The sequence below is a fragment of the Gilliamella sp. X-23 genome (assembly GCF_057063545.1).
This window is the reverse complement of sequence record NZ_JBXSQG010000011.1, coordinates 1-18,734: the sequence shown is the minus strand read 5'-3', so window position 1 is coordinate 18,734 and position 18,734 is coordinate 1. Positions and strand designations below refer to the sequence as shown.

Annotated in this window: 16 protein-coding genes and 1 other RNA gene; 10 read left to right on the top strand and 7 right to left on the bottom strand. The window is 35.8% G+C overall.

The genetic code is table 11. The features are described from left to right. Nucleotides 1-84: 84 nt before the first annotated feature. Nucleotides 85-378, top strand: a complete 294-nt coding sequence (locus ACYH9I_RS08205) for a GIY-YIG nuclease family protein (RefSeq protein WP_483560348.1) — start codon at nucleotides 85-87, stop codon at nucleotides 376-378. A 15-nt stretch (nucleotides 379-393) separates the two neighbouring features. On the opposite strand, the gene ACYH9I_RS08200 is transcribed toward ACYH9I_RS08205, so the two are convergent. From ACYH9I_RS08200 to argD, 3 genes are all read right to left on the bottom strand, one after another. Next, entirely contained in the window at nucleotides 394-1,380 is a 987-nt protein-coding gene (locus ACYH9I_RS08200) for a serine/threonine protein kinase (RefSeq protein WP_483560347.1), read from the bottom strand. A gap of 8 nt (nucleotides 1,381-1,388) precedes the next feature. Beyond that, a complete protein-coding gene (yihA, locus tag ACYH9I_RS08195; RefSeq protein WP_174787044.1) occupies nucleotides 1,389-1,991 on the bottom strand; it encodes a ribosome biogenesis GTP-binding protein YihA/YsxC in 603 nt (200 codons plus the stop codon). A gap of 77 nt (nucleotides 1,992-2,068) precedes the next feature. After that, nucleotides 2,069-3,280: a bifunctional acetylornithine/succinyldiaminopimelate transaminase gene (gene argD / locus ACYH9I_RS08190; protein WP_483560252.1), complete on the bottom strand. Its 1,212-nt coding sequence runs from the start codon at nucleotides 3,278-3,280 to the stop codon at nucleotides 2,069-2,071. Nucleotides 3,281-3,495: 215 nt separating this feature from the next. Between argD and ACYH9I_RS08185 the strand changes: the two genes are divergently transcribed. From ACYH9I_RS08185 to ACYH9I_RS08160, 6 genes are all read left to right on the top strand, one after another. Next, entirely contained in the window at nucleotides 3,496-3,765 is a 270-nt protein-coding gene (locus ACYH9I_RS08185; RefSeq protein ID WP_160403950.1) for an oxidative damage protection protein, read from the top strand. An 8-nt stretch (nucleotides 3,766-3,773) separates the two neighbouring features. Continuing rightward, nucleotides 3,774-4,844 (top strand): membrane-bound lytic murein transglycosylase MltC, encoded by a 1,071-nt coding sequence (gene mltC, locus ACYH9I_RS08180; protein WP_483560250.1) that lies wholly within the window; start codon nucleotides 3,774-3,776, stop codon nucleotides 4,842-4,844. A gap of 1,007 nt (nucleotides 4,845-5,851) precedes the next feature. Further along, on the top strand, nucleotides 5,852-7,480 hold the full coding sequence (locus tag ACYH9I_RS08175) for a hypothetical protein (protein WP_483560248.1): 1,629 nt from the start codon (nucleotides 5,852-5,854) through the stop codon (nucleotides 7,478-7,480). A gap of 379 nt (nucleotides 7,481-7,859) precedes the next feature. Next, the gene (locus ACYH9I_RS08170) at nucleotides 7,860-8,597 is read left to right on the top strand and encodes a carbonic anhydrase (RefSeq protein WP_483560246.1); all 738 of its coding nucleotides are present in this window, start codon (nucleotides 7,860-7,862) and stop codon (nucleotides 8,595-8,597) included. Between the two features lie 193 nt (nucleotides 8,598-8,790). Further along, entirely contained in the window at nucleotides 8,791-9,285 is a 495-nt protein-coding gene (locus ACYH9I_RS08165; RefSeq protein WP_483560244.1) for a hypothetical protein, read from the top strand. Between the two features lie 108 nt (nucleotides 9,286-9,393). Further along, complete coding sequence (locus ACYH9I_RS08160) at nucleotides 9,394-10,302, top strand: DUF5655 domain-containing protein (protein WP_483560242.1); 909 nt, start codon at nucleotides 9,394-9,396, stop codon at nucleotides 10,300-10,302. 66 nt (nucleotides 10,303-10,368) lie between these two features. On the opposite strand, the gene ssrA is transcribed toward ACYH9I_RS08160, so the two are convergent. Further along, nucleotides 10,369-10,733: a transfer-messenger RNA gene (gene ssrA / locus ACYH9I_RS08155) on the bottom strand. Nucleotides 10,734-10,797: 64 nt separating this feature from the next. Beyond that, entirely contained in the window at nucleotides 10,798-11,775 is a 978-nt protein-coding gene (locus tag ACYH9I_RS08150; RefSeq protein WP_483560240.1) for a 2-hydroxyacid dehydrogenase, read from the bottom strand. Between the two features lie 616 nt (nucleotides 11,776-12,391). On the opposite strand from ACYH9I_RS08150, the gene ACYH9I_RS08145 reads away from it, so the two are divergent. Continuing rightward, a complete protein-coding gene (locus ACYH9I_RS08145; RefSeq protein ID WP_483560238.1) occupies nucleotides 12,392-13,288 on the top strand; it encodes a DMT family transporter in 897 nt (298 codons plus the stop codon). An 86-nt stretch (nucleotides 13,289-13,374) separates the two neighbouring features. Here ACYH9I_RS08145 and ACYH9I_RS08140 read toward each other — a convergent pair whose 3' ends face one another. Both ACYH9I_RS08140 and mprF read right to left on the bottom strand, forming a co-directional pair. Continuing rightward, nucleotides 13,375-14,658, bottom strand: coding sequence for a virulence factor family protein (locus ACYH9I_RS08140; RefSeq protein ID WP_483560236.1), 1,284 nt, complete (start codon nucleotides 14,656-14,658; stop codon nucleotides 13,375-13,377). A 1-nt stretch (nucleotide 14,659) separates the two neighbouring features. Continuing rightward, nucleotides 14,660-17,263 (bottom strand): bifunctional lysylphosphatidylglycerol flippase/synthetase MprF, encoded by a 2,604-nt coding sequence (gene mprF, locus ACYH9I_RS08135; RefSeq protein WP_483560235.1) that lies wholly within the window; start codon nucleotides 17,261-17,263, stop codon nucleotides 14,660-14,662. A gap of 483 nt (nucleotides 17,264-17,746) precedes the next feature. Between mprF and ACYH9I_RS08130 the strand changes: the two genes are divergently transcribed. Together ACYH9I_RS08130 and ACYH9I_RS08125 are read left to right on the top strand one after the other, a co-directional pair. Further along, nucleotides 17,747-18,448, top strand: a complete 702-nt coding sequence (locus ACYH9I_RS08130; protein WP_483560234.1) for a hypothetical protein — start codon at nucleotides 17,747-17,749, stop codon at nucleotides 18,446-18,448. A 22-nt stretch (nucleotides 18,449-18,470) separates the two neighbouring features. Further along, a partial coding sequence (locus tag ACYH9I_RS08125; RefSeq protein ID WP_483560232.1) for a transposase occupies nucleotides 18,471-18,734 on the top strand: 264 nt, incomplete at its 3' end.

The following is an 18,734-nucleotide window of genomic DNA, read 5'->3' as shown; positions in this document are numbered from 1 at the left end:
TTCCTAAAAATCAAAAATATTAGTTAGGTGACCAAAATGATATTATGGATAAATTATTCACTTTATATTTTTTGTCGGTTATTTATGTCTAATAAAGTATCTAACTGGTTTTTATATATCATTAGAACAGCAAATCAATTGTTATATACAGGTATCACCACTGATGTTGCTAGACGTTTACAGCAACATCAAAGTGGCAAAGGTGCTAAATGTTTAAAAGGCCATCAGAATTTGACGGTTGTGTATCAGATTTTTATTGGTGACAAATCAATAGCACTAAAGCTTGAATATAAAATAAAACAGCTCTCTAAGCAGAAAAAAGAGGCATTAGTCAAAAACCGTCCCAATTTTGATGAATTATTAAAATTAATCAATTAATCAAAATGTTAAAATTTACATTATCGACATTAGTTTTATCGATGGCACTTTGATTGCTTCAATTTGCTTGTTAAATTCTGATAATTGTTGTCGCCAAAAATCTTCATCAGTTATCCATGGAAAAGCGATAGGAAAAGCCGGATCTTGCCAACGGGCGATAATCCATGCTAAATGGTGAACCATTCTCATCGCTCTTAATGGCTCAATTAATCTAAGTTGTTCTTTATCAAAGTCACAAAACTCTTGATACATTTCAATTAACATATCTAACTGTAAGCGTTGCTCTTGTTGGTTGCCATAAAGTAGCATCCACAGATCTTGAATAGCAGGTCCATTACGAGCATCATCAAAATCAACAAACATTGCACCATCTCGCCATAAAATATTGCCAGCATGGCAATCGGCGTGCAGTCGGATAGGTTGCCAATCATTATGCCAATATTGTTCAACTGTTGTTATTAATTGTGCCAAAATTGTTTTCAGATCAGATTGCACTTTTCTAGGAATAAAATAGCAAGATAATATCCTCTCTTGGGGATGATAAAGATATTCTTCTAATCCGATGGTTGGGCGATGTAAAAAAGGTTGTTTTGTGCCAATTTGATGAATACGACCAAGTAGCATCGCAACGGAGTCCATCTGTTCCAGATTATCTACTTCATATTGCCGTCCGCCAACACTTGGAAATAGGGCAAACCGATAACCTAGATGCTCATGGAGCGTGGTATTATTGAATATTAAAGGAGCAACAACAGGAATTTCAGCGTCAGCTAATTGCTTGGTAAACTGATGCTCTTCAACGATTTGCTCACTACTCCAACGATGAGGTCGATAAAATTTCGCGACATAGCGAGTACGATCCTCATCATGAAATTGATAAACTCGATTTTCATAACTATTTAAAGCGGTAAGACCTGAATCAATGCGAATGCCGATTGATGCCAAACTATCAAAAATTAATTCAGGTGATAAAGCATGAAATGAAAAAGCAGCATCATCCATTACAGGTTTCATTGTTGGCTAAACCATTCATCTAACTTCTGTTTTAAAGGCTCTAAACCCATGCGTTTAGGTGATGAAAAAGGTGCAACAGTAATATCGCCCTGAAAAGGTAAAATCGCTTCTTTAACCATGTTGACCTGTTTTTTTTGTGCGCCAGAAGCCAATTTATCGGCTTTAGTTAATAGTAACATCACGGGAATATCAACCGAGACGGCCCACTCAATCATTTGTTGATCTAAATCTTTTAAAGGATGTCTTATATCCATTAATACAATCAACCCTTTCAAGCTTTCGCGTTTTTGAAGGTATTCTCCTAACGATTTCTGCCATTTACGTTTTATTGCTTCGGGAACTTGCGCATAGCCATAACCGGGCAAATCAACGAGTCGGCAATTTTCTTCCACTTCAAAAAGATTGATTAATTGTGTTCTTCCTGGCGTTTTACTAGTTCTGGCTAATGCTTTTTGATTGGTCAACGTGTTAAGTGCGCTGGATTTGCCTGCATTAGATCTACCGGCAAATGCTACTTCAACCCCGCTATCACTTGGTAAATGAGATATATCAGGTGCACTTAAAATAAAATGTGTTTTTGCATAGTTTAATGGTCGAATATCGGTCATAAAAAAGTATCCTTTAAATGCGCTAATGGCATTTAATTGATTAAAATGCTGTTACTGTATAGAAAAACTCAAGCATTGACAACTTTTTCGACGGCTTTTGTCAATCGTCTCATACCTTCTTTAATTTCTTCCTCGGTTATTAGCAAAGATGGGGTAAAACGCAGTACATTTGGACCTGCATTTAAAATCATCACTTGACTCTCAGTGGCGGCATTTAAAAAATCTCGGGCTTTATTATGGTACTCAGGTTGTAGTTCTGCACCTAACAATAATCCTTTTCCTCGATATTGGCGGAAAAGCTTGAATTTATCATTAATTTCTTCAAGTTGTTCAATGAACAGTGCGCGTCGGTTTTCTACGCCTTCAAGTACTTCAGGGGAATTGATGATATCAAAGGCTTCACAAGCCACAGCACAAGCAAGGGGATTGCCACCATAAGTCGTACCATGTACGCCGGGATGCATGACTGAAGCAATGTCATTGGTTGTTAACATCGCACTAATTGGAAAGCCACCTCCTAATGCCTTAGCCGAGGTTAGAATATCAGGCGTCACACCATATTGCTGATAAGTATATAAACTACCTGTTCTTCCCATGCCGCACTGCACCTCATCAAACACTAGTAATGTTTTATATTCATCACATAGTTTGCGAACACCTTGCAAAAATTCAGGTGTTGCTGATGTTAATCCACCTTCGCCCTGAACAGGCTCTAATACAATAGCACAAGTATGATCATCGATTACCGCTTTTACCGCATCAAGATCATTAAATGGAACATGAATGATATCAGCTGGTTTTGGTCCAAAACCATCAGAATATTTTGCCTGTCCGCCTACCGAAACAGTAAAAAACGTACGGCCATGAAAAGATTGATAAAAAGCAATGATTTTGCTCTTATAAGGGCTATATCTTTGTGCTGCATAATATCGCGCTAGCTTAAATGCGGCCTCATTAGCTTCCGCCCCCGAGTTAGCAAAAAAAACACGATCAGCAAAAGTATTGTCAATCAGTTTTTGAGCTAGATTTAATGCGGGTTCATTAGTAAATACATTACTAACATGCCACAACTTTTCGCTTTGCTCATGTAAGGCTTTTACTAACCGAGGGTTACAATGACCAAGTGCATTAACTGCAATGCCGCCGGCAAAATCAATATATTCTTCACCATTTTGATCCCAAACACGACTACCTTGACCTTTGACAGGAATAAATTGAGCCGGTGCATAAACAGGTAAAATGACTTGATCAAAAAGTTCACGAGTGATTTTTGCAGGCATTGTTTCATCCTTATTTATTTTTATTAAATGATTCATATTATTTTAAGCGAATTAATTGCAGTGTAAAGTAAATAATTATTCAGTTATTTTAAATTAATATTCATTAGGAAAACGATTTTAATTTGCAAACTTATTCAATAATTTTCTTCTGCTCTCTAATTATTTTCAGGTATAATCAGCAACTGTTCGTTAATTGTACTTAAAAAGAGATAAAAATGAGTCGTGTTATTTATTGCCATTATTTAAAAAAAGAAGCGGATGGTTTAGATTTCCAGCTTTATCCGGGAGAGCTAGGCAAGCGAATTTTTAATGAAATATCAAAACAAGCATGGCAAGAGTGGCTCAAAAAGCAAACCATGCTAATTAACGAAAATAAATTTAACATGATGAATCCAGAACACCGCAAAAAAATTGAAACCGAAATGGTTAAATTCCTATTCGAAGGTGAAGATGTTGTTATTGATGGGTATAAACCTCAAAATTGAGATAAAAAATGAAAAATAGCAAAAAGCTCATTGCATTAATTATTACTGTCAGCCTACTAACAGGCTGTCCTAGCCAAAATTCGCACAAAGATGATGAAGACTATTACGTCAAAGATACCAATGCCTTCAATATCTTAATCAGCCAATATGCTAATAACATCGAACAAATTTGGGGGCCAAAAGAAGTCCTTATAGCGGGTCCTAAAGACTATGTTCAATATGAAGATAATCTCAAAACCCGTGTCCATATTAACTTCGTTTCTGGTGTCATAACCATTGAAACCATGGCCGAATCGCCGATCGAAAATTTAAAAGAAGCGATCGTTTCAACATTACTCATGCCAGAGCCGGTTGATATTATTCGCCACGATAAGATCAGCCAAAACTTATCTAAAGATCCATTTTTATTTAATCAGGTATTAGACCAAGACCACCAACCGATTCGCTGGAGCGGTCGGGCCAACAGCTTTGCTGATTATGTTCTTGCCAACAACCTAAAATTCCGCACCTCTGGCCCACATAAAATCGCCTATGTTGAAATCAAACTTGTTCCTAACCACATTAACCAACGAGCTAAAAAATTCTTACCAATTGTTACCGAAGCGTCAAATCGTTATTTTATCGACGAACGCTTGATACTTGCCATTATGGAAGTTGAATCCGCATTTAACCCCTATGCGGTTAGCCGTACAGATGCACTTGGATTAATGCAAGTACAACAACATACTGCAGGTCGTGATATTTTTAAATTACGAGGAAAATCCGGTGAACCAAGTAGAAAGTTCTTACTAGATCCGCGTAATAATGTCGATATGGGAACAGCGTACTTATCATTATTAAAAACCAAGTACTTAGCAGGCATTAACAACCCAATTTCATTAAGATATGCAATGATTACTTCTTACAACGGCGGGGCGGGTAGCGTGTTGCGTACGTTTTCAAATGATCGCAACGAAGCCATCAACATTATCAACTCAATGACACCGCAACAAGTATATCGAAAGCTAGTCACTTCGCATGTTTCGCAAGAGTCGCGGAATTATTTAGTAAAAGTAAGCCGAATTTTAGATAACAAGTAAGTAACCAATATAAATAGCCCACTTTTCACTTTTATGGAAAGTGGGCTATTTTATTTTAAGAATAGAAAGGTCATAATGTTTTGTTAAAAACATAAAATAAAAACTTTAATAAAATCAGTACCTTTCCTGAACGATTTTTTGATGGTTAAATGGCTGTTATTAAAGCGCTTTATTCGTGGTTTTGTTAATTTTTTGTATGCCGGATCCTTGTTTAGGTTGGGTAAATAATTGATTTTTCTTGAAAATAGCAAAACAAAAACTTCAATAAAATCAATACCTTTCCTGACCACTTTTTGGATTTAATTGCGTTATTTTTTTACAAAAAGCAACTCACAAAAAACACCCAAGGTTATGTTGTGTGCCTTATTTCGGCGTCAGAATGTGCCGATAATAGAGGCGGTCAGCACGCCAAACAGGGATGTTTGACGAGTCTGTGTTTTGTCTGGAACAAATTTAAACATTTGAGTATCGAGAAGATGTCCTCAAAGAGCCGAGTATCACGATGATATGAGTAATCATAGTCGATGCGTTAAGACCGAGCGACGGCGTTGGTTGTCGAAGGACACATTCTGCAGCCAAAGCGTGGATTCTCAGGGAATTCGCTTTAACTCCCTAACTCGGACGTGATCGCTATAGCTATTTTGACATTAAACTACAAACGTCAGAAACCAATGCACCCAATCCATCCACCAAAACAAAAAAGGATTTATTTTCCGTCAAAAAGTTGTCAGGAAAGGTATTGATTTTATTAATGTTTTTTTGTTTAGTGTTTTTGTTTAAAAAAACACCAAAACCATTCTCCAAAACACGCAACAAAAAGCTTAATCCCATTAACTTAACAAAACTTTACAAATTTTTAACAAAAAAACTAGCGCATTATTATTCAACAGATTATAATTTCACCGCTTTTAAAGCAAGGGAAAGCTCATTAGTTGAGCAGTTAATTATAAAAAATCTAAATAAAACAAAAATTTACTTGACAGGATGAACGAAATGCGCTATCATACTTGGCATCTGGCATCTGGCATCTGGCCTGCCAAACCTACGCCCTAAAACTTATTGAATCTCACGGTAGTCAAAAACAGACACCATTCTTATTTTCATTACCGAAATCGACAACTTTATCGGCAAGACGATCGCCGATTTCCAAATTGTTATCTAAATCTTCATTATTATCTAAATCCGCGTTGGTTTTTGCGCCACTGCTCTTATTATCATATACGCAAGGAACACAGGCGTTGACGGCATATACGTCAAGGGCAATAGAGGGGAGTGCACCGTATTTAACGTTTGATGGAGGTCGAACTAAAGCGACTTCAACAGATAGTTTATTGTCTATTACGTTGTCGGATGGTAGAACTTTTACACCGTCAACCAACACATCAAGTGCCACAAACCCAATAAGGTTATCTAATGCAGGGGATACTATGGGTGATATAGTTACTTTTGTGCCACCATCAGTCAACCAATCGGGTGTTTTCTATTCAGTGAGTTTAAACGATTTAGTGAATACATATCATTATTGGGGGGATGACGATGGAGATGGACAGGGTACTAATGGCCTAACAGCAACGGGGAATTTATCGGTGAATTTTGCTGATAAGAATAATCTTACAGTTAGCCGTAGTGATATTTTAGATCCCTGTAAGGCGCCTTATGAAGTCAGATTACGTACTTCTGGTGGAAATTTAACGACCCAGTATGGCGTGCCAAATAGCAGTACTTTTGGTCGTAGTTCGCTCGTGGTTTATTATATCAGTCCAAAAGGGGCTAAAGTCTGTAACGCAAGGCCGAGTTTGTATTTTGGTAGCGCTGATTATTTTATTATTAGTGCGAGGATTGATGACAGTCGCTATGCAGGCCCATCTAGCATATGGAATCCTGAAAAGGGCTTTTTAATTCAGTCTACAACCCCATCCTCTTACGGTCTTAATTTTCCGACAACAGGTGCTAATGGTCTTTATTTTGATTTAGATATAGGTGGAGTAGATGAAAATCAGTTGACTTGGTCTCCCGTTACGCATGAGGGAATAACAGCGACAGTGCGTCGGGTAAGACCACGTTCAGGCTCATTCACTGACTTACAGGGACGCAACATAGAATACGATGCTTGGATTCATGATAGATCCCAATATGTAACTCGGGTAACGTTAAATGGTCCTAAGGCAAATAATAGCCAGATAGGTTCAAATAATCCGAGTCGTCTAAGTGTGCCAATTTTACCGCAGACCTTTGAGTTAGAGGGTAGGGATAGCAGTGGTAATGTGGTGGTCAAGTATGGTTTTGTATTGCAGAAGTGGTTCGTGGACCGAACTATTGAAGCTGCCAGGGTTAACCATTCATCTTGGTGTAGTAGTTTGGGTTATCGTATGCCACAGGTTAGGGACTTGACTAACGCAGTGAAGACAGGTAGTACCCCTGTTATTGGCGCCACGCCGTCGTCAACAGGCAATTATTATAAGCGTCGAATAGGGGGAGGATTTTTTTCGGAGTGGGGCATCTCGGGATTTTATAATATCTCAACTAAAACCTACTGGGCGAGTGACGTAGTAGATTTATTGGTCCACTCGCTTGACGGCCACATAGAAAACTCTAGCACCAGTTTTTACCATCGTGGCATTTGCGTAACACCTTGACTTTTAGTCTTTAATCCTTAAGCTGTGAGAGTGCTTATGGTGCTAATTAAAGATAATCTGACAAAGAACAGCGCCCAGTTGGGGTGCTTATTAGGGGGTGCGCCGTGGCGGCTGAGCCCCATAATCGTGCCACTTCCGACCGACGATGCTCAAGGAGTAAATAGTTTCTTAATATAAATAATTGGACATTATTATCATAAAAATTGAGTAAAATTAGCACCAAATAAAACAGGCTATTTTCTAGCCTGTTTTTTTGTATAAATGTCAAACAATTTTTTTATAAAAATATTAAAAAGTGATGATGTACGATTCTAGTAAGGTGATTTTTTGTGGCGTATAATTTGGTTCCCACTAATCAACTTTCTAGCGTAAAATCAAGATGAAATTTAATGCAATAATTGCGGCCTTAATGGTTACAAGTCTATCTTGTGCTGCAACAGAACCCGCTCCTCATTGGGGCTACGAAGGTGAAAATAGCCCAGAAAATTGGGGAAGTCTTTCGCCAGAATTTTCAACCTGCGAAACTGGAAAAAACCAATCACCTATCAATATTGAGCATGTTTTTAAAACGCACCATGACAAGCTTAAACTAGCATTTAAACAAAGTAAGCAAGAAATCATCAATAACGGTCATACAATTCAAGTTAATGTTAATGATGGCAATACGCTTGAAATTGACAACGAAGTGTTTACGTTACAACAATTCCATTTCCACACACCAAGCGAAAATAAGATTAAAGGCAAACAATTTCCTATGGAGGCTCATTTTGTTTATAAAAACAAAAATGGTGACTTAGCGGTTATCGGCCTGATGTTTAATAAAGGAAAAGCTAACCCTGAATTGGCGAAAGCTTGGCAACAAATGCCAGAAGAAGAAGGGGATACAGCAGCATTAAATCAGCCTGTCGATATTAAGGCTTTATTACCGAATAGGTTAGATTTTTATCGCTTTAGTGGATCTTTGACAACGCCACCTTGCTCTGAAGGTGTTCGATGGATTGTGTTAGAGCAAGAAAGTAGTGCATCTGCTGAACAAATTGAAAAGTTCCATTCAATCATACATCATGATAACAACCGTCCAGTTCAACCTTTGAATGGACGAGTGATTGTTGATTAATATTTCTTGTCTGGCTTGGTTAACAAATTTTTAATTGAGCCAGGTTATTTAATCTGAATTGCTAAAATCTGTATAAAAACTTATTATATTGTTTTATTATGAGTTATCGGGCTTATTGTATAAATTGATTATGGAAAGGTTTTTTTTAGGTACTTTTTTTATTATTTTCTCATTTTTGTTTATATTATATTTTATGCCAACCATAGGAAAAAATAATGTACTGAACAATTCAATCAATTGGGATAATACAATTTCTCTAGATGCAGAGGATCTTGCTGAGCAAGGTATTAAAAAGATATATGACCAATATGTGGTTCCTCATTTAAAAAATTATGTAGTAAAGCCAGCTGAAATTGAAGAGTTAATAGCTATTGATAATGCTGAGTATCGAGTCAAAGTAAACAATAAAATTTATTTTATATACAACAGCGATGATCAAAAAACAGAATATTTGTCGTGGGGATATGCCACTTTTGCATTGTTTGATATCGTGAACCAGCAACTTAAGGATTCGGACTATAAATTCTATGCTATTAATAGCGGCAATGAGTTATCTGGTATATTTATGTCAAAAGATCAGTATCAACAATATTGCCACGAATTAAAAGCAAATAAAGATAAACCCACTGATTTTCCTTATATACCCACGCTAGAGCCTGATTGGTTTGGGCAGTATCATGAGATATAATAAAAATTAATTTGTTTAATTAATTTATTTTATTATATATGTTGTTAGCATTAGAAATTAAGGTGCTTTATTCAACAATAATATTTACCAAACTAGGCTGGGAGAACAATGCAAGTTTTTTTAAATAAAAATCAAGAGCTAACGCTTTTGAAAGAAAAACCTTTTAAGCTAGAAAAAGAAATTCAAATATTATTTGAAAATAATTTAGATATTATTGGTAATTTAACTTTTGTAAAATCTGAATTCAAAATTAAAGATTACCGTATCGATACCTTAGCATATGATACCGAATCAAATGCCTTTGTCATTATTGAATATAAACGTGAACGTAATTTTAGTGTTATCGATCAGGGTGTAACCTATTTAAATCTTATGCTTGATTATCAGGCTGATTTTATTGTTGAGTATAATGAATCTTGCCAAGCTAATTTAAAACGTAACCAAATTGACTGGTCGCAAAGCAAAATTATTTTTGTTTCCCCTTCTTTTACTGACTACCAAAAACAGTCGACTAACTTTAAAGATTTAGCAATAGAACTGTGGGAAATTAAACGGTTTGATAACGATTTAATTTCGATTAATCCGATCAAACGTTCTAAGTCTGCACCAAGTATTAAACAAGTACAACATACAAAAAATTCTGTATTAGATAAAGTGACTAAAGAATTAATTGTATATGATGAAGATTATCATTTAAAGGATAAATCTGATGATGTACTAGAACTTTATGAAAGCTTTAAAAATGCGATTTTAGCCTTATCAACAGAGCTAGAAATATCACCCAAAAAGTTTTATGTTGCTTTTAAACAAGGTAAAAATAATATTGTTTCTATACACTTAAAAAATAAATCATTAAAAATCTGGATTAATGCTAAAAAAGGCAATCTTGACGACCCTAAAAAATTAACCAAAGATGTTTCAAATATTGGTCATTGGGCGACTGGTGATTATGAGTTAACCGTGTCTGATACCAAAAACTTAGAATATATTATGAGTTTGGTTAAGCAAGTTCTATAAAGGGATGAGTTTTGTATTAGGGGTAAAAATCCCGTGTGTAAATAGTTTTTATTTTAAGAGTGATAGTGGTGGAGCTGGCGGGAGTTGAACCCGCGTCCGAAATCTCTACATCCTCGGTACTACATGCGTAGTTTGTTTTTAGATTTCATCTACCCGCTGCGAACAAACACGCCACTGATAAACTAGCTTGATTAAGTTTAATGCTTCCGCCCCAAGCAAGGCTTCCACACGATCTCGTTTGGGTTTGACTCCTCTTGATCCCCGTCCTACGAGCGGAGGCTAGGGAGAGAAGGCTCTATACAGGTTATTAAGCTGCTAGTGCGTAGTTTTCGTCGTTTGCGACTATTTTTTTGCGGTTTATTTACGAGGCCTACCGCACCTCGGCATGCACCTTGGGTTTCGCAAATCCCGTCGAATCCAGAATCAGCCCCAATTGTGATTTGTAACTATGTACAATATCGGGCCATTATAGGTGAATTCAAGTATGAATACAAGTTAGCCGACTTCGGGATTGACCCAGTTTTCGGTTGGTTTTTCGTCTTTTAATGCCGCAATGATATTATCAACAGCACATTTTGCCATCGCGTAACGAGTTTCTACCGTTGCTGATCCTACATGAGGCGATAATAATACGTTATCAAGCTGTAGCAATGGTGAGTTAGTTGGGAGCGGTTCTATCTCGAATACGTCTAGTCCTGCAGCTTTGATGGTTTTATTTTTTAGTGCTTCAAATAATGCTTGTTGATCAATAATTTTGCCCCTTGCGCCGTTAATGAGTATGGCTGATGGTTTCATTAAGGCGAGTTTTTCTTTTGTGATTAGTTTTGTCGTTTCTTCGGTTAAAGGTAGGATGATCACTATAAAATCGGCTTGTCTTAATACGTTGTCGAGTTCAAGACGTTTAGCATTATAAGTTTGTTCGATATCATGCCGAGCTGATCGATTGTAATAAATAATGTTCATATCAAAGCCACAATGAGCGCGTTTGGCAATCGCTTGTCCAATTCGTCCCATGCCTAAAATACCGATGGTTTTCCCGTAAATATCGGTTCCATAATATTCCGGTGTGATCCCTTTTTTCCATTTTCCGTTATGAATGAGGTTAGATAATTCAACAGTTCGGCGTGCGGTTGCCATCATTAGTGTAAAAATTAGATCTGCGGTGCTTTCAGTTAATACTTTTGGTGTATTCATTAATCGGATGCCGTGTTTTTTTAAGGCATTAAGATCGTAGCTATCAAAACCAACTGAAATGGTTGCTGCTGCTTTTAATTTTGGCATTTTGGCTAAAAAGTTGTCGTCAATACGAGTGGAGATGTTGCCAATCATACCTTCGGCATTAGCTAGTGCGTTAGTATAACTTGTTGAATTGTAATCTGTGTTGTCATCAAATACGGTTAAATTGAAAGCTTGTTCTAGTCTAGTTTGTTGGTCAGCAGGAATTTTACTGAATAAAACTACGTTCTTTTTCATATACTCGCCTACATAATTTTGTTTACATCATTTTGTAACAGTATATCGCTATTTTTTAGAATTGTAATTCAATCAAAATTAGCCGATTTTATGTCTGTTAATGAGTTTTAAGAAAGTATGTGTATCAGTCAAAAATAAAATTTGTAATAGTTTAGATAGTAATGTTGGTTGTGTACTGATTTTGTGCTTTGATTAAAATTAATAGATAAGGTTTTATTGTATTGATAACTTTATTTTAAATTTTAAAAAAAATAAAACAATTATTTATTAAAAATCATTGTGTTATTGATTTTTTCATTAAATATTAAAAAATAGGTGAAATTAAATTGAACTTTTTGCTATTTAGATTGTCTATATTAACAGATTATGTTTTTCATTTTTTGCCCTCCACTCGAATATTCGAGTGGATTTTTTTTGCCTTGTTTTTGGTGAAAAATAATTTGCGTTTAGTTAAACAGAAATATAGTATCTATTTGGGTTATTAAATAGCATAATTTTATCAATTCCTCCTTCAATATTTTTCACTTTATGTTGAGTTGCTAATTCTAAAAATAAATATCTAGCAATAAAATGCGCTTTAATAATAGTTTTATTTATGTGAGCTGAGAGAGTTTTCATGTTATTTACAAAAAGAATACAAGGGCACCTTGTTGCACTTATGACAGTGTTTATTTGGGGAACAACTTTTATTGCAACTAAAGTTTTATTAATCGATTTTAAGCCGATTGAAATTCTGTTTTTTCGATTTAGTTTAGGGTATGTTGTCCTTTGGATCTTAGCACCGCGTTTTTTGGCATGGCAGGGTTTTAAAAAAGAGTTTATGTTTTTGTGTGCTGGGCTGTGTGGTGTCACTTGTTATTTTTTGTGTGAAAATATTGCATTAACCTATACAACAGCGTCTAACGTTGGAGTTATTACTACTTTAGCGCCAATATTTACTGCGATATTATCGATATTCTTTTTAAAGGCCGAAACACCACCTAAGCGTTTTTATATTGGTTGCTTATTTGCCGTTGTTGGTGTTGGGTTTATTAGTTTTAATGGCAAGTTTGTTCTTTCACTCAATCCGCTTGGTGATCTGCTAACTATGTTAGCTTGTTTGTTTTGGGCTTGTTATTCAATTTTGGTAAAAAAGAGTAGTAATTATGGTTACAATACAATTTTATTAACAAGAAGATTCTTTTTTTATGGTCTGATTTTGATGTTGCCAGTATTGTCTTTCTTCGATTTTGAATGGCATTTGTCTCGTTTTACCGATCCTGTTAATCTACTTAATATTTTATTTTTAGGTGTTGGTGCTTCGGCAATTTGTTTTGCATCTTGGAATTATGCTGTTAAATTAGTAGGGGCAGTCAAGATTAGTATTTATTTATATTTAGTCCCTATTCTTACCATTATTGCTGCAGTTGTTATTTTGAATGAACCTTTTACTTGGATTGCTGCTATTGGTACATTGTTTACGCTTTGCGGTGTACTGTTGTCAGAAAGTAAGGTTAGTATAAAAAGAAGCTAATTCTTTATTTGTCTACGAAAGCCCAAAAGGCGCATTAGTCTCTTGGGTCTGATAGCTGTTTTTATATTTTGATGTTGTTAATTAATTTACTGTGTTCTTTTGTCGATGGCATCCATAATAATTTGTCCAAGATGCTCATAATTTTCATCAAAATGGTGTCCGCCCGGTAGTTTGAATGCTTCCCCTTTCATTTCTGGTTGTAAGCATCCTGTTTCGTCTTTTTCTTCTTCACCGTAAATACAAAATAGTTTGCTTGCTGGAATTTTGTTGACTTCTGGCCCTGTTTTCATTTCGTTGCCTGATTGGCCAAGCCAGCCACTGATTTCGATTTCAAAATTGGCATCTTTTGAAAAGGCAATCATAACAATTGCTTGAACGCTATTTTGATCTGCAATTGATAAACGATTATAAAGCGAAGGTAAGATGTCTCCACCAAATGAATACCCTGCCAGCACAAAACGGGTTGTTCCCCATTTTTCTCGGTATTGTTGCATTAAGTAGCTCAGATCTTTAGCACTACGTTCAACCGAACGATGTTGCCAAAATAGTTTTAATGCATCAACTCCAACCACAGAATAACCGTGCGAAGCCATGTATTCTGCCGATATTTTATCTAAATCACGCCAGCCTCCATCGCCAGAATAATAAAGCGTTACTGTATTTGGGTGAACTTCTTTATTAGTTGCCGGTAATTCAATAACAGGTAGTTGTTCATATTTCCCAAATAAAACCGATGCAAGGTGTAAGCTTAGTAGTTCAACTGGCGAGGCTTGATATTCTCCTATTGACGTTGTGACAGCGATTTTTTTTTGTTCGCGAGGAAAGATAGCCACTTCTTCTTCAGGTGGGTTATTCCAAATCACTTGCCATGCTCCATGGTTTGCTTGTGCTGGCAAGGGGAGGTCGCAATCTTTATGGTTTAATGTAAATTCAATTGATAGTGCTTTCGCATCATCACTTTTTTGCTCTGTTAACCAACGGTAAGCAAAAGCCGCACCTTCTTGCATTCCTGCAACGACAAATTGTGATTCATTTAATATCTTGACGGCTTCATTAAAGCGGTTTTGTTGTTCACTACAACTCTTTTCTTTTGGCTTTAATTCAAACTGCACTAGTTTGGCACCCATTTTTTCAGATAAGTCTAATAGCTGTTGTTCTGTAAAATGATTTTTATTGGTGGCAACAATGATAGCAGCAGCTTCAGCTTTTTGTTTAGGGTTTGCTGATATGATCGAAAGGTCATTGCTGATTGTTATCGTTTTTACTGATGCACGACTTTGGTTTTTTATCAAATACCAACCAATAAATCCTAGTAATATTATGAGTATTATGGTGATTAGGAATAAAATATAACGTATTATTTTTTTCATATTATGAGTTCTTATTCTTTTTTAGCCCTGTTATGCCACCTGAAATAAGCATGGTTGTGTCAATGATTGCAACTAAAGGATCAAGCCCCGCAGGAACGGCCATATAACGCGGTTCCCAATGTGTTGCAAATTTTTCTTTAAAACGGCGTAATCCTTGAAAATTATAAAAACGCCCACCACGACGAAAAACTAATGCACCGAGCCTTTGAATCATAGGCGCACCTCGGCGTCTTTGCATACCAGCAAGGGGTACCATACCTAGGCTGAAATATTTATATCCTTTTTCCTGATAATGCAGAATTAATCCAACCATGAAAAATTCCATGGTTAATTTAGGAATATCTTGCACTACTCGCATTAAATCAATGCTAGCTGAATAGTCTTGATTGGTTTCTAACAGATTGACAAAAGCAATAATACGATCTTCATAGGTAATTGCAGCGATAGTAAAATTATCCAAATACTGTTTAGAAAACGATCCTAACGAAAACCTTTTTTCCTTTGAATGTTTGTTTTTAAGCCATGCATCAGATACAGCTTTTAATTCATCAATCGGTGCTGTTCCTGGTGGATAAAATTTTAGTGACAGTCCATCACGCTGCCCTCGGTTCCATGTATAGCGGAGATCTTTATAATCTTTTGATGCCAAATCAAATATTTTTAAATTGACTAATGCTTCTTCACCTAATTTAACGGTACGTAAACCAATATCCATATAAAAAGGTAAATTTGCTGCTTTCACTTGATAAAAAACAGGGCGAAGATTATGTTGATCGCAAAGATCACGAAAAGCCCAAATTAAATCAGCTCGATCAGCACTATCACCAATGGGGTCATAAAGTGCAATCATACTTCGCCCACGCCTTGCATACATAATGAATGATGTTTCGGCCTCATTGAACAGTAATGACTTATCTCCAGTCATGGCAAGTCCACCTTCAGGTTGTTTGGAGGCTAAAATAATTTGGTAAGCCTTGCTAAGCTGTGTTTTGTCGGGTTTAGTTAAAATGGGTAATGCAGGGCGAAAAATCCAAAATAGCATAACACAACTTAATAAAATAAAACTGCCTAAGGCGGCGCGTAATGCTCGTGGCACTTTGCTATCTAATTCAAATTGCCACCATAAAGAGCGACTATAAGGTACATCTTGATAGATAAATAAAATCACCCATACAAATAGTGCGATCATACCAAAACAGATGGCAAAAAATTTGAAAGAAAAAGGAATGATTATCAAGCGGCTTTTTCTATAAAAAGAGTGCCTAAAATTGATTAATAAGATGGCAATGCTTAATAATATAGCAGCTTCGATCCAATGTAATCCCCGTAATAAAGAAAGCACACTTCCTATTAATAATAATATGACTGCACCCCACCAAGCCGAAAAAAGTCGACGGCGTAACCCCATTGCGAGTAATAAACATAAAATACCGATTAAACTAGCAATTAAATGGGCAATGTTGATCACTTTTTTGGGAATAAATGTGTTAACTAAGTCATGGTTAAAACCGGGTAATACACTTGAAAACATCATGACAACACCAGCAAAAAATACGGTATACGCCATGACTGAAGCGGCAATGCCTGTTTCGGTCTCTTTTACTTTTGGTGCAGTTAAATAGTGCTTTCCCTCATTAACCAATAATAAAATCCCTGCGGGAATGAGTGGGATTAAAATATAAATAGTTCGATAAATAACAAGTGCAACGGTTAATGATGCCGCATCAATTTCTGACGATAATGTTGCTAACATAATAGCTTCAAAAACACCAACACCACCAGGTACATGGCTTAGCACACCAGCGACTAATGCTAGAATGTAAACCATAATAAAAGTGATGAAATTAGGCTGTATTGGCAATAAAAAGTATAGAATAGCACCAGCTAAAATAGCATCGAATAAAGTGATAATAAGCTGACAACTTGCTAATCGCATATTTGGTAAGCGAATTGTCCAGCGGGATAATTGGAATAGTCTTGTGTCTTTATTGGGTTTTTCTGGTAATTGATGTCGATACAAAAAAACAAAAATTAAAGCATAAAAACAAAATACTGATGCTGCGGTTAACCATATGCCATTTTTTGACATATGAAGCGCTAGCATTGTTTGTTGTGTGTGGATTAATGCGGCAATTGTAGCGAATAATGGTAATGAACAACCCAATGATAACGTTACAAAAAGTGACATTCTGGCGACATCTATGGCGGTCAAGCCTTGTTTAAAATAAAGGCGGCATCGTACGGCTCCCCCAGATAATACAGACAAACCTATTGCATTACCGATAGCAGAGGCACAAATTGCGCCAAGAATTAACACAGATGGTTTTAATTTGACACCAGCATAACGGGCGGCTGACCATTCATAACAGATCAACATAAAATAACTACCCACAGCGGATAAACAAGAAAATAAAATTGCATTAATTGAAAGATTTCGGAAAGCTTGTTTTAAGTCCCTAAGATTAATTTCTTTTAATAAATTCCAACAAATAATTAATGCAATAAAAAAGATAGATAATCCTAATAATAAAGCGAAACGTTGGCGGTATCGAGTGAAGTGTTCAATAAACTGCCATGGCAAAACCTTGCGTACTAATGTTTTCACTAAGTGAACTCCAAAATTTGCTTTAATGATGTCTTATTTCTGCGCATTTTACCTGCCCAATCCACCGAAAACAATCGAAAGGAAATAAAAAATATATAAAAAAAATATTAATTTCATCACTTTGACTATTAGAACAATCAGTTTGTTTTTTGTGCACTTTATTAAGCTCCCATAAAACGTATTTTCCCTTTTAATATAGGAATGATGGTGGAATGGCTTAATTTTTAGTTATGCCAGTAATCAGCATGTTAAAAAATATCGTGTTAAAAACCTTATTGTTATATTATAATGGTATTGACTTAGTTAATGATTTATGAAAATCATTTTTTGTTGAAGATGTATTTGCAGTAATTAAACATTATTGTACAATCGCCACACAATATGCAAACTGGTAAAATTATACCAATATTGTTGCTATGCCGTTTTGTTTGATGTAGATCTCAATGTAAAAGAATATTGTCATGAAGTCAAAGGAGCAACAGATTGGAAAAAAGGAATGAAATTGGAACAGTTAAACAGCTAGGCATATGTAATTTTTTATTTGTTTATGTGCGTAAATTATGCCTTTGTGATGATTTATCGTTAATATTAAAAAATAATTTCATTACTTTAAAATCAATTTTATTTTTGTGTTGTTGTATAGGAATTAGTCATCCTTTATTTGCGGTATTACCTAAAGTTGAACCTGCAAAAACCGTAAAAGCAATACAGGGTTCGGCTCCTTATTTAACGTTTGATGGTGGGCAAACTCAATCATGGGATACGGATAGATTTTTAGATATCGAGCTACCTGATGGTAATGTGCTAACCCCAAAAAACAATTCCTCATCTAAAGCCAATCCGATACCATTGCCGCGTGAAGGCTTAAAACTTAGCGATATTAAAACGCTTATTTCATCGGGTCAAAATGCTATTTCAATGACCGATTTACTGAATAATAATGTTTTTTGGGCTGATAAAGATGGTGATGGTGATATTACTGCAACGGGGAATTTAATCATTATTGGTCGAGACGCAAATGGTACCGAAATGGGATTAGATGATACCTTTCAGGATTGTAATGCGCCCTATAGTGTAACAATGCAGAGTGATCATAGTATTTTATCAACGGCTTATGGCTACCCAAATTCAACTGGGATAGGGGCTAATAGCGCTGAACTGCCCCCCAAAAGTTGGATTGTTTAAATCTACTTTTGGGAACAAAATTATGGCAAAAAAATATACATTCGATTTTAAAAAACAAGTTATTGAACATTATTTTAAGAGTAATGATGGTTATGGTTTAACCGCTCGACGCTTCCAAATGCCTGCTAATACAGTTGAATGGTGGGTAAATTTATATAGAAGAAAAGGCATTGAAGGACTAAAACCCGTCACAAAACCAAGGTATTTTTCTCCAGATTTTAAATACAAAGTGGTCAGGTATTTTATAGACAATCATCTTTCACAAAATCAAGCTGCTTTGGCGTTT

What these genes read in the sequence shown, in the direction of transcription:
- ACYH9I_RS08205 (WP_483560348.1), top strand. Translation starts at nt 85, where the DNA reads ATGTCTAATAAAGTATCTAACTGGTTTTTATATATCATTAGAACAGCA.
- ACYH9I_RS08200 (WP_483560347.1), bottom strand. Translation starts at nt 1,380, where the DNA reads ATGGATGATGCTGCTTTTTCATTTCATGCTTTATCACCTGAATTAATT.
- argD (WP_483560252.1), bottom strand. Translation starts at nt 3,280, where the DNA reads ATGCCTGCAAAAATCACTCGTGAACTTTTTGATCAAGTCATTTTACCT.
- ACYH9I_RS08185 (WP_160403950.1), top strand. Translation starts at nt 3,496, where the DNA reads ATGAGTCGTGTTATTTATTGCCATTATTTAAAAAAAGAAGCGGATGGT.
- mltC (WP_483560250.1), top strand. Translation starts at nt 3,774, where the DNA reads ATGAAAAATAGCAAAAAGCTCATTGCATTAATTATTACTGTCAGCCTA.
- ACYH9I_RS08170 (WP_483560246.1), top strand. Translation starts at nt 7,860, where the DNA reads ATGAAATTTAATGCAATAATTGCGGCCTTAATGGTTACAAGTCTATCT.
- ACYH9I_RS08165 (WP_483560244.1), top strand. Translation starts at nt 8,791, where the DNA reads ATGCCAACCATAGGAAAAAATAATGTACTGAACAATTCAATCAATTGG.
- ACYH9I_RS08160 (WP_483560242.1), top strand. Translation starts at nt 9,394, where the DNA reads ATGCAAGTTTTTTTAAATAAAAATCAAGAGCTAACGCTTTTGAAAGAA.
- ACYH9I_RS08150 (WP_483560240.1), bottom strand. Translation starts at nt 11,775, where the DNA reads ATGAAAAAGAACGTAGTTTTATTCAGTAAAATTCCTGCTGACCAACAA.
- ACYH9I_RS08145 (WP_483560238.1), top strand. Translation starts at nt 12,392, where the DNA reads ATGTTATTTACAAAAAGAATACAAGGGCACCTTGTTGCACTTATGACA.
- ACYH9I_RS08140 (WP_483560236.1), bottom strand. Translation starts at nt 14,658, where the DNA reads ATGAAAAAAATAATACGTTATATTTTATTCCTAATCACCATAATACTC.